This is a genomic window from Kitasatospora sp. NPDC005856 (assembly GCF_040629945.1).
GTDB lineage: Bacteria > Actinomycetota > Actinomycetes > Streptomycetales > Streptomycetaceae > Kitasatospora.
In genome coordinates this window covers 37,385-48,029 of sequence record NZ_JBEXWT010000009.1, presented here as the reverse complement: position 1 = coordinate 48,029, position 10,645 = coordinate 37,385, and the positions used below count along the sequence as shown (strand labels likewise).

Sequence of the window (10,645 nt, the reverse complement as noted above, 5' to 3'; positions counted from 1 at the left end):
CGCGACCGGTTCGGACGGAACTCCGACCGTGAGCATTGTGCACCAAGGCAGAAGGTCATGTCATTTGCAAGTCGATGCATAGTGACAGTCGCTCTTGGATGCGAGCACCCTATTGCGCACAGAGCTTGCCGATCAAGAGCTGATCCGTCACCGTTCCATCACGTTCGGCAACCCGAACGCACAGATATCCCACATCGCGGGAACACGGGACGCAGCGGGGGAGGAATCCACGGCCGCCGACCCGCCCCCGCGCCGCACTGCCGGGGCGGACAGCACCCCCCGGGCCGACCGGCGAAGTTGCCGGATTGACGACCGGCAATCGCGCCCAGGACTTGGCGGCAAGGCTTCCGGGCCCCACCCGGCGGGGGAACGCCGACGGTGCGCCACCTCGCTATTGTCTAGATTTCAATTGATCCGACAACTTTGGAGATTCCCAAGGAAGTCCACATTCCCTCAGGCGACCACTCGGAACGGCCGCCGCGGTCCGCACGAATGAGACGGCACCGCGCCACTGCCAGGACCACACCGGCCAAGGAACCCTGCGCACAGGCGACTTCGGGCAGCCGGAGGCCGCGAGCTCGCGTCCATCGGCGCCTCGAAGGCGATCCGACGTTCGAAGGGCCGTACTTCCAGTCGGAGAACGAGGCGCGGCACCGCGAGGCCGCCGCCGGGCTGTACGAGTCCGGGCTCGCGTACTACTGCGACTGCACGCGTGAGCAGGTCGCCGAGCGCACCGGCTCCCAGCGGGCCCTTCCGGTGGACGGCTTCGTGGCGGCGTGCGCGCCGTGGTTGTCCTCGCCCCGAGCTCCCTGGGCGGCGGAGGCGTTCGATCCGGCGACTTCGCCGCCGTGGCCGGGCTGGCGCAGACGCGGATCTCGGTGCTGTCGGAGATCACCGCGTCCGGGTGGCGGTGACCGGTCGGACGGTGGGGCTGCCGCTGTTCGAGTCGTTGGAGGTCCTGGGCCGCGAGCGGACCCTGGAGCACCTGGACAAGGCTCTGGCCGAACTGGCGTGACGACCGAGGGCCCGCACGCCCCGGTGGCGGGTGTGCGGGCCCGTGTCGGCCGACGTGTGCGCGTGCGGCCCGGAGCGGCGGCGGGCCGCACGCGCGGTCCGGTTCCCCCGCGTCAGGCGTGCCAGATGTCGCGGACGACGCGCAGCGGGTCGTGCTCCGCCCGGGGCTCGGTGGTCCAGCGCATGGTGGCGCGGTCGTGGTGGTACGGCGGCCAGTCGGCGCCCGGGTCGAGGTCGCGGACGAAGGCGACCCAGGCTCCGTGGACGGCGTCGGCGAGGGCCTGCGGCGGCGCCGCGCCGAGTGCCGCCTCGGCGCCCTCGGCGTCCAGGAGGTCGAAGGCGAAGGGCAGGTCGATGCAGTGGTAGGCCTGGCCGCTGCGGCCGGGGGCGGTGCCGGACCAGTCGAACTGGTAGAGCCAGGTGGGCCGTTCGCGTTCGGCGCGGGCTTCGGCGAGGGCCAGGGCGGGGGCGCGGAAGAGCCAGTCGGTGATCGCGTCGCCGCCGCTCGCGCCCGGGCGTCCGGCGAGGAAGCGGCCCGCGCCCGGCTCGTCCAGGCCCAACGCTCCGAGCAGGCCGCGCAGTTCGTCCTCCGACTCGGCGGCGCCGGCAGCCTCCTCCGTGGGGGCGGCGAACTCGTGGGCGGTGAAGCCGAGCAGCAGCGGCACCTCCGCGTCCGGCAGCGCCTGCGGCACCGGCAGCGGCACCAACTCGCCGTCCGCGAAGGGGGCGAGGAAGAGCGGGGGCAGGGTGTCGCCGTCCGGGCCGGCCTCGCCGAGCGCGTCCTGGAGTTCGAGCAGGCGCTCGCCGCTCAGGGCGCGCAGGGCGGCCGCGGTGGCGGATACGCCGGTGCGGGCGGTGAGGGCCGCGCTGACGGCTTCGGCGGTCACGCGGTCCTGGGGGCGCATCACCGCCCCCGAGGCCGAGATCGCGGCCCGGAACAGCCCCCGGGCGGACGGGGTGGCGAGCAGGGTCTGGACGGCGCCGCCACCCGCGGACTGCCCGGCGACGGTCACCTCGGCCGGGTCGCCGCCGAAGGAGGCGATGTTGTCGCGGACCCACTCCAGCGCGGCGATCCAGTCCCGCACACCGCGGTTGTCGGGGGCGTCCGGCAGGTGCAGGAAGCCCTCGATGCCGAGCCGGTAGCCGATCGAGACCACGATCACGCCGTCCCGGTTGAAGGCGGCGCCGTCGTACCAGGGGCTGGCCGAGCAGCCGGCGACGAAGCCGCCGCCGTGGATCCAGACCAGGACGGGCAGGGCGGCGGCCGGGGCGAGGTCGGGGGTGAAGACGTTGAGGTTGAGGACGGACTCGCCCGGGATGGTCGGCTCCGGGATGGTGGTGACCTCGGCGAACGGACGGCGCTGCGCGGTGGGCCCGTAGGCCGTCGCGTCGAGGACCTCCGTCCACGGCCGGGGCGGCACCGGCGCGGCGAACCGCAGCTCGCCGACGGGCGGTCGGGCGTAGGGGATGCCGAGGAAGCGCAGGCTTCCGTCGGTGCGGCGCTCGCCGCGCACCGGGCCCCGGGTGGTGGGGACGACCGGGTGGTCCTGCGGTTCCGTACTGGTCATGCGGGGCTCTCCTGGGGGCGTCACGGGCGCGGCGCGTCGTGCTCGATGTAGTGGCGGAGCCGGTTGAGCTCCTGGGGGTCGGCCGTCCGGACACCGTAGGTGCGGTCGGGGGTGACGGGGGTGACCGAGACGTGTCCGTCCCGCAGCAGGGCGGTGGCGTCGGCGTCCGGCACGGTCTCGGTGCAGGCGTCGCCGGGCCGGTGCTCGCACGCGCCGAGCGTGATGGCGAAGCCGTCGGCGCCGGCGGGCCGGTAGGCGTGCCAGACCTCGCGCCCGTGGCCGACCCTGGTCCAGCGGGCGGCCTTGGCGGGCCCCGCGGTGGTGACGTCGGGGTAGTCGACCTTGAGCGCGAACTCCGTGCCGAGCAGGCCGCGGGCGCGCAGCCCGGCGATCAGGCGGGCGCCGAAGTCGGCGGCGGCCCGGTAGTCGGCGAGCGGGAAGAACACCCCGCTGTCGTCTCCGGCCGAGGAGAGGGCGAGCGCCGGGACGCCCTCCTCCACGGCGGCCAGGGCGGCGCCGACCGTGCCGGAGTCGTTGACCTGGGCGCTGACGTTGGGGCCGGAGTTGATGCCGGTGACCACCAGGTCGGGGCCGTCCGTCCAGCCGGCCTTGGCGGCGAGGGCGGCCCGCAGGGCGAGTTTCACGGTGTCGGCGGGCGTAGCGCTCGGGCTGCCGGGGCCGCAGGGGCCGGCGCTCAGGCAGACCCCGTAGACCGGGGAGCCGGACGGCGTCCCGGAGCAGTCGCCCTGGTAGCCGGCGGGCAGGTCGGTGCGGCGGGCCAGGGTGAGGACGCCGTCGTTGCTGACGGCGGTGCCGGCCCCGGAGCGCACCTGCCAGGGGGCCATCACCACCACGTCGGCTCCGGCGGCGCACAGCGCGCGGCGCAGCTCGTACAGGCCGAGGCCGTCGGAGTTCGACGCCTTGGCGGCCTGCATGGAGTCGTCGTTGCCGAGCAGGACGCGCAGGCCGGCCAGCGGACGGGCGGCGGCGGTCGACGGCTCGGCCGCGACGGACGACGGCTCGGCGGCAGCGGTCGACGGCTCGGCGGCAGCGGTCGACGGCTCGGCGGCCGAGGCGGCGGCCGACCCCGCCAGCGCGGCAGCGGCGGCGGTGAGGGCGACGATCCTTCGGGCCGGTGGTCTCATGTCGGGTCTCCTCCCGGAGCGGGGGCGGGTGTCAGAGCGCGGGCGGGCGTCAGAGCGCGAGGCCGGCGCCGTACGGGAAGACCGGGTCGGCGGTGTCGTGCGGGACGTCCGGGCGGGAGGCCTCGACGGCGGCCATCGAGCGCGGCAGTTCGAACGGCAGCCGGCCCTCGGCGCGGGCGCGGCCGAAGACGACGTCGAGCATCGCCTCGTCGCTCGCGCCGTAGTCGGCGACCAGCGCGGCGGCCCGCTCGGCGATCTCGGGGAGGACGGCGGGCCGCTCCAGGTTGATCAGCACGACGGTCGGGACGGCCTCCAGCACACGCAGGATCGCGGCCAACTCTCCCTCGGGGAAGTCCAGGTGGCCGGAGTGGAACATCGACTCGAAGCGGTTGGCGCGGTACTCGTACGGGGTGAACAGCCGCAGCACCGCGAGGTCGGCCCCGGCCGGGGTGGCGGCCAGGCGGCCGTAGCGGGAGACGACCGCGCGGTCGAGGCCCTCGGTGTAGAGCCGGGGGGCGGTGCGGGTGACCGGCAGGGTGCGGTCGCGGTTGACCAGCACGGTGAGCGAGCGGCGTTGGGCCTCGGCCCCGGCGGTGCGGAACCCGCTGTTGCCGACGATCTCCTCGGCGGCGTCCGGGTCGACGTAGCGCCGGTCGTCGAAGAGCCCGAGCACGAACTTCTCGCGCAGCAGGCGCCGGACCGAGTCGTCGATCCGCCGCTCGGCGATCCGCCCGGAGCGGACGAGTCCGACCACCACCTCGGGGCACTCCTCCCCGCCGAACTGGTCCACGCCCGCGTCCAGCGCCTTGGCGGCGCGCTCGGCGACGGTGAGGTGCTCGACGCCCCACGCCCTCGCCCGGTGCGGCTCGCCGAAGATCTCGTCGTCGTTGAGCAGCCCCCAGTCGGTGCAGACGACGCCACCGAAGCCCAGTTCCTCGCGGAGCAGCCCGGTGACCACGCCCCGGTTGAAGCCGAAGCCGACCTCCTCCCAGTCGGTGCCGATCGGCTGGCCGTAGTACGGCATCATCTGCGCGGCGCCGGCCGCGATCGCGGCCCGGAACGGCGCGAGGTGCAGGTCGCGCATCCCGCCGGGGTAGACCTGCTCCTTGCCGTGCGGGAAGTGGGGGTCCTCGCCGTCCTTCTGCGGACCGCCGCCGGGGAAGTGCTTGACCATGGTGGCGACGCCGTCCGGGCCGAGCCGCTCGCCCTGGAAGCCGCGGATGTAGGCCTGGACCAGCTCGGCGGTGAGCGTGGCGTCGGCGCCGAAGGTGCCCATCTGGCGGGACCAGCGGGGTTCGGTGGCGAGGTCGATCTGCGGGTGCAGGGCGACCCGCAGCCCTACGGCCAGGTACTCCTGACGGGCGATGTCGGCGAAGCGGTGGACGAGTTCCGGGTCGCGCACGGCCGCCAGGCCGATCGCCTCGGGCCAGGCGGAGAAGGCGCCGGCCTGGATGGAGGCGCCGATGTTGAGGGTGAAGGAGTGCCGGGGGTCGGTGGAGACGGTGACCGGGATGCCGAGCCGGGTCCCGGCGGCGATCTCCTGCACGGCGTTGTGCCACTCGGCCATCTGCCGGGGGCCCGCGGTGCCGACCAGGTTGAAGTGGTTCAGCCCCGCGCCGCGGATCAGCCCGGTGGTGTCGGCGGGGAAGTCGGGCCCGTCCCCGTCCGCCGCCTCGACCGGGCGGCCGTCGGGGTGCATCGGGATCATGGTGTGGAAGAGCAGGCCGGCCTTCTCCTCCAGGGTCATCCGGGCGAGCAGGTCGGCGACCCGCTCCTCGACCGGGCGGGCCGGGTCCTGGTACGGGTGGGCTGTGGGGCCGGCGGGGCCGGCGGGGGCGGTGGCGCGCATGGACGGAACTCCTGGGTGCTGCGGGGGTGTTGCGGACGTGACAGGGGTGGCGAACCGGCGGTCGCGGCTCAGCGGACGCCCTTGATCGGGGCCACCGCGAGCGCCCCGGCGAGGATGATCAGCGCGCCGACCAGGTAGAGGGCGTCGTAGCCGGCCGCGCCGACGACCAGCGAGGCCACGAAGGGCGCGATGATCTGCGGGCCGGCGTTGGCGATGTTCAGCACGCCGAGGTCGCGGGCGGTGTCGTCGGCGCTCGGCAGCACCAGGGTGACGAGCGCGGTGTCCACGGCCATGAAGCAGCCGAAGGCGATCCCGGCGAGCGCGGTGTAGAGCAGGATCCCGGTCCAGTCCGGCATCAGGACCGGGACGGTCATGGTCGCGGCGGCCAGCACGCAGGAGACCGCGATCAGCGGCTTGCGCCGTCCGAACCGGTCGGAGAGCCAGCCGCCGAGAACGGTGGCGGCCAGGGTGCAGACGGCGTCGACGGGCGCGAGCACGGCCTGGGCGCCGGCCGCGTCCATGCCGTCGGGCAGGGTGATGTGGTCCTGGAGGATGTAGAACTGGAACAGCGAGACGGCGAAGAAGCCGAGCATCATCAGGAAGCGCCCGATGAAGGCCCAGCGGAAGTCCGTGACCCGCAGGGTGTCGGCGAAGGCGGCCAACTGGCGCCGCAGCGGCACGGGTTCGACGACCGGCAGCCGTTCCTCCCGGACCAGCGCGACGAACAGCACGGCCGCGACGGCGACGCTCGCGCCGAGCACGAGGTAACCGGTGCCGAGCGAGTCCGGGACGTAGCGGGTGGCGAGGGTGACGCCGACGACCGAGCCGATCGGGGTGCCGATGCCGACCATCGCGGAGGCCAGCCCGCGCCGTTCGGCGGGCACCCGGTCGGGCACGACGGCGGTGAGTGCGGACTGGTAGACGTTCATCACGGCCTGGACCAGGCACCAGACGATGGTGACCAGCAGGACGGTGCGGACCTGACCGAGCAGCGCCAGGGTCGCGAAGGACGTGAGGCCACCGCCGAGGATCCACGGGTTGCGGCGCCGGGAGCGGTCGGAGAGCAGGCCGGCCAGCGGGTTGAAGAGGGTCGCGAAGACGGCCGCGACGCCGGAGACCCAGCCGAGCGCGGCGACCTTCCCGTCCGGGTCCAGGAGTTCGATCTGGGCGGGCAGCAGCACCTGTCCGATGCCCAGGTAGACGAGGTAGAGCACGGCGTTGCCGAGGGTGAGCATCGGCAGCAGCCGACGGCCCCCGACGATCGGGGGCGGCTCCTCCGCCCCGGTTCTCCGGGCGCCGACGGCGGTGTCGGTGGTGGTCATGACCGGCCTCCTGGGTGGCCACAGGTCCCGTGCGTCGGGAAGTCGGGGGAGGGGCCCGGAGGACGGCACGGCTCGGCTCCGGTCGGCGGGCGGGTGGGGGCCGACCGGGCGGCTCGGGCGCCGTCTCGGGGTGGCACCAGAGAACCATGAAAACCGAGTGGGCAGTAGGTTTTCATTGTGTGACCCAGGCCACACCGTCGCGGGCCGCACGGACCCCGGCCGCCCCCGCACTGACTAAGGTGACTGTCATGGACGTCAAGGGCGGGTCGACGACGCGCGACACGGGCAGGGGTGCGGCACGCGGCACGTACGCGGTGGGCGACGAACGGCGCGCCCGCATCCTGGACGCCGCCGTGGAGCACTTCGCCCAGTGGGGCTTCCACGCGACCTCGCTCGCCCGGATCGCCAAGGACGTCGGCATCACCCAGGGCGGCCTGCTCCACCACTTCCGCACCAAGGAGGCGCTGCTGGTCTCGGTCCTGGAGGCCAGCGACGACCACGACACCGAGCGCTTCTTCGCCGAGGAGTGCGAGAGCGTCGCCGAGTGGTTCCACCGGCTGCTCGACCTCACCGCGTACAACAGCCGGCGCCCGGGCCGCACCCGGATGTTCAACGCCCTGGTCGGCGAGTCCGGGGACCCGGACCACCCGGCGCACGCCTTCTTCTCCCGCCGCTACCGCACCCTGGTCGCCGACGCCGCCCAGTCGCTGCACCGCGGCGTGGACAGCGGCGAACTGCGCCCCGGCACGCGCTGCGAGACCGAGGCGCGGCAGCTGCTGGCGGTCATGGACGGGCTTCAGCTCCAGTGGGTCCTCGCCCCGGAGGCGGTCGACATGACCGCCGAACTGCGCGGCTACCTGACGCGGCTGTACCGGAACCTGAGCACCACCGGGGCGGACCTGCCGCCGGCGCCGACGGCGGCCGGCTAGCCGGGCGGCTGGGCCTCGGGGGGCAGCGGTTGGCGGACCCAGATGGTCTTGCCGCGGTCGTGGTAGCGGGTCCCCCACAGGTCGGCGAGCTGGGCGACCATGTAGAGCCCGCGGCCGCCCTCGTCGGTGTCGGCCGCGTGCCGCACGTGCGGGGAGGTGCTGCTGTGGTCGGTCACCTCGCAGGTCAGGCCCTGGTCGCGGATCAGGCGCAGCCGGATGGGCGGCTTGCCGTAACGCAGGGCGTTGGTGACCAGCTCGCTGACCATCAGTTGGGTGCCGAACTCCAGGTCCTCCAGGCCCCAGGCGGTCAGCTGCTCGGCCACCAGCGTGCGGGCACGGCCGACCTCCGCGGGGTCGTCCGCCAGGTCCCAGTCGGCGTAGCGCTCCGGTTGGAGGGAGCGCAGCCGGGCGGCCATCAGCACGGCGTCGCAGAGCCGGCCGCTCGGACTGAGCCGGTTGATCACGTGGTCGCACAGCGCGGACGGATCGGTCTGCGTCGCGTTCGGTGGGTTGGGCGCGCTGGGCGCGCTGGGCGAGGTCAGCGAGCTCAGCGCGTCCACGAGTGCGCCCTGGCGGCCGTCGCCGTCGGCGGTGCCGAGGCCCTTGCTGCCCAGGACCAGGACGTCTCCGTCGGTCCAGGGCACGACGGTGCTCTCGTAGGGCGTGCCGTGGACCCCGAGCGGGCGGCCGATCGGCATGTCGACGGCCCGGACGCTCCGGTCGGCGACGCGGATCAGGGGCAACGGGTGGCCGGCGCTGGCCAGTGTCAGTTCCTGGGTGATCGGGTCGAAGGCCGCGAACAGGCAGGTGCTCCCGACCGGACCGTAGCCGGCGTGCGCGAAGTCCACCATGAAGCGCGTCACCAGCGCGTCCAGCCCGGAGAGCACCTCCTCGGGGGTCAGGTCCTGGTCGGCGAGGACCCGGGTCGCCGTCCGGATGCGGGGCGCGTAGAGGGCGGCGGGCAGCCCGTTCCCCGCCGCGTCGCCGACCACCAGGGCGGTCCGGGCGCCGGAGAGCCGGATGTAGTCGTACCAGGCACCGCCGAGCCCGCTCGGGCCGCGTGCCGGCAGGTGGCGGTAGGCCACGTCGATGGTCGGCGCGTTGGAGAGGCGGCTGGGCAGCAGGAGGCGTTGGAGGTCCCGCGCCCGGGCCCGTTCCCTCGCGTAGCGCCGGGCGTGGTCGATGGCGGTAGCGGCCCGGCGGACGATCTCCGCGGCGGTGACCACGTCGTCGCGCTCGAAGCGCCGCGGGGCCGTGTGCCGGGTCGTGAGCGGGGTCGTGTGCGGGTGCTCCGGCACGTCCTTGGACCGGACGAGGACCGCGACGCCGAGCGGCTGCTCCCCCGCGTACATCGGGACGGCGAGCCAGGAGTGCACCCGCTCGCGCGCCTGCGCCGCGGCCCGGGTGTCCCCGCTGTCGGTGGCGGCCGAGGACAGTTCCGCGCCGGTCATGAGCAGCGGCCGTCTGCTCGCCAGGGCTCGCAGCACGGGCCCGCCGGGGGTGGACGCGAACCGGTCGACCTCCCCCGCGCCCGGGTCCGCCGGCCCCGTCCGCCCGGCACGGGTGGCGGCGCCGGCGGTCGCCGCCCGCAGGAGCGGGAGTGCCGAGGAGACGGCGTCGGGATCGGGCTCGCCCGTCCCGAGGGCGAACTCGAAGAGTTCGACGTGGGCGTGGTCGCACAGTCGCGGGACGACGAACTCGGCCAGGCGCTGTGCGGTGTCGCGGGCGTCGAGGGGGCCGCCCCCGATCCGCAGGCCCGCCTCGTTCACCAGCCGCAGCCGCTCCCGTGCCTGTTGTTGGCGGGTGTCGTCGACCAGGATGTGCGCCAGGCCGATCGGCTCGCCGGCGCCGCCGCGCAGCGGGAGCACCGTCTCGGACCACACCACCCGGCGGCGTCCGGGCGCAGGTGTGATGCCCTCGACCCGGACGCGCACCAGTGGCTGACCGGTCTCCAGCACCGTGCGCTGCCGCTCCTCGAAGGCGTCCAGGTCCAGCAGTTCGGGCGGCGCCACCTCCCGCAGGGTCCGTCCTTCGATCCCGGTGATCCCACCGACCAGCCGGCCGGCCCGGTTGAGGGCGAGGAAGCGCCGATCGATGTCGAACACCCCGACGACGACCGGGGATTCGGCGAACAGGGCGTCCAGCAGGGCGTGGTCGAGCTGGGTCTGCCGGACCGCGCCGGCCTGGTCGGCCTGGAGCAGCCAGGAGCCGCCGAGCGCGGTGGCCCAGAGCGCGGCCTCGACCGTGCCGCCGTCGCGACGGCGCAGCGGGGCGCTGCCGAGGTAACCGGGGCGACGGCCGGCGAGCCGGACGGTGTCCGCGCGGTCACCGAGGAGATCGGTCGCCGCGGTGCCGAGGACGTCCTCGGCCCGGTGTCCGAGCAGCCGCTCGGCGCCGGGGCTCCAGTGCGACACCCGTCCGGCCGGATCGACGACCGCGAAGGCGTCGCCCTGCGGTCGCGGGTCGACGTGCGGGCTCTGCGAGGAGGCACCGCCGACGGTCATGGTCCACCTCAGTGCTCCACCGGGTCTCTCGGGCCCCTTGCGCCAGAATAGGCCGGGGGTCGCCGCCCTGCCGCACGGGGAGCGGGCGGCGGCCGACGGCGCCGACGGTCCGGGGTCAGGGCACGGCGAGGCAGTCGCCCATCCTGGTGAGGGCGTCGCGCAGGGCGGCTCGCGTCGTGATGCCCAGCTCGGGGAAGGCCCGGTAGAGGTGGGCGCTGACCGTGCGGGGGGACAGGCGCATCTGCTCGCCGATCTCCTTGTTCGTCAGGCCTCCCCCGGCCCGGACGTGAGGTGCGTCCGGGCCGGGCGGCGGC

At 74.6% G+C, this 10,645-nt stretch carries 6 protein-coding genes and 3 pseudogenes; 3 read left to right on the top strand and 6 right to left on the bottom strand.

Translation table 11 applies throughout. The features are described from left to right. Positions 1–612 precede the first annotated feature (612 nt). Together ABZ449_RS08185 and ABZ449_RS08180 are read left to right on the top strand one after the other, a co-directional pair. Positions 613–768, top strand: a pseudogene (locus tag ABZ449_RS08185) (glutamate--tRNA ligase); the annotation flags it as partial. Then, positions 766–1,015, top strand: a pseudogene (locus tag ABZ449_RS08180) (hypothetical protein); the annotation flags it as partial. The pseudogenes ABZ449_RS08185 and ABZ449_RS08180, both read left to right, overlap by 3 nt. A 112-nt stretch (positions 1,016–1,127) precedes the next feature. Here the strand turns inward: ABZ449_RS08180 and ABZ449_RS08175 are convergent. The 4 genes from ABZ449_RS08175 to ABZ449_RS08160 all read right to left on the bottom strand — a co-directional run bounded on the left by ABZ449_RS08175 (position 1,128) and on the right by ABZ449_RS08160 (position 6,898). Continuing rightward, entirely contained in the window at positions 1,128–2,582 is a 1,455-nt protein-coding gene (locus ABZ449_RS08175) for a carboxylesterase family protein (RefSeq protein ID WP_360342131.1), read from the bottom strand. Between the two features lie 20 nt (positions 2,583–2,602). Then, positions 2,603–3,727, bottom strand: coding sequence for a 5'/3'-nucleotidase SurE (locus ABZ449_RS08170; RefSeq protein ID WP_360342128.1), 1,125 nt, complete (start codon positions 3,725–3,727; stop codon positions 2,603–2,605). A gap of 49 nt (positions 3,728–3,776) precedes the next feature. Continuing rightward, the gene (locus tag ABZ449_RS08165) at positions 3,777–5,576 is read right to left on the bottom strand and encodes a glycoside hydrolase family 3 N-terminal domain-containing protein (RefSeq protein WP_360342125.1); all 1,800 of its coding nucleotides are present in this window, start codon (positions 5,574–5,576) and stop codon (positions 3,777–3,779) included. Positions 5,577–5,644: 68 nt separating this feature from the next. Beyond that, positions 5,645–6,898, bottom strand: coding sequence for an MFS transporter (locus ABZ449_RS08160; RefSeq protein WP_360342122.1), 1,254 nt, complete (start codon positions 6,896–6,898; stop codon positions 5,645–5,647). A 248-nt stretch (positions 6,899–7,146) separates the two neighbouring features. On the opposite strand from ABZ449_RS08160, the gene ABZ449_RS08155 reads away from it, so the two are divergent. Further along, positions 7,147–7,827: a TetR/AcrR family transcriptional regulator gene (locus ABZ449_RS08155; RefSeq protein WP_360342119.1), complete on the top strand. Its 681-nt coding sequence runs from the start codon at positions 7,147–7,149 to the stop codon at positions 7,825–7,827. Here ABZ449_RS08155 and ABZ449_RS08150 read toward each other — a convergent pair. Together ABZ449_RS08150 and ABZ449_RS08145 are read right to left on the bottom strand one after the other, a co-directional pair. Beyond that, on the bottom strand, positions 7,824–10,331 hold the full coding sequence (locus ABZ449_RS08150; protein WP_360342116.1) for a SpoIIE family protein phosphatase: 2,508 nt from the start codon (positions 10,329–10,331) through the stop codon (positions 7,824–7,826). The genes ABZ449_RS08155 and ABZ449_RS08150 overlap by 4 nt on opposite strands. A 115-nt stretch (positions 10,332–10,446) precedes the next feature. Continuing rightward, positions 10,447–10,611: pseudogene (locus ABZ449_RS08145) on the bottom strand (helix-turn-helix transcriptional regulator); the annotation flags it as partial. Positions 10,612–10,645 lie beyond the last annotated feature (34 nt).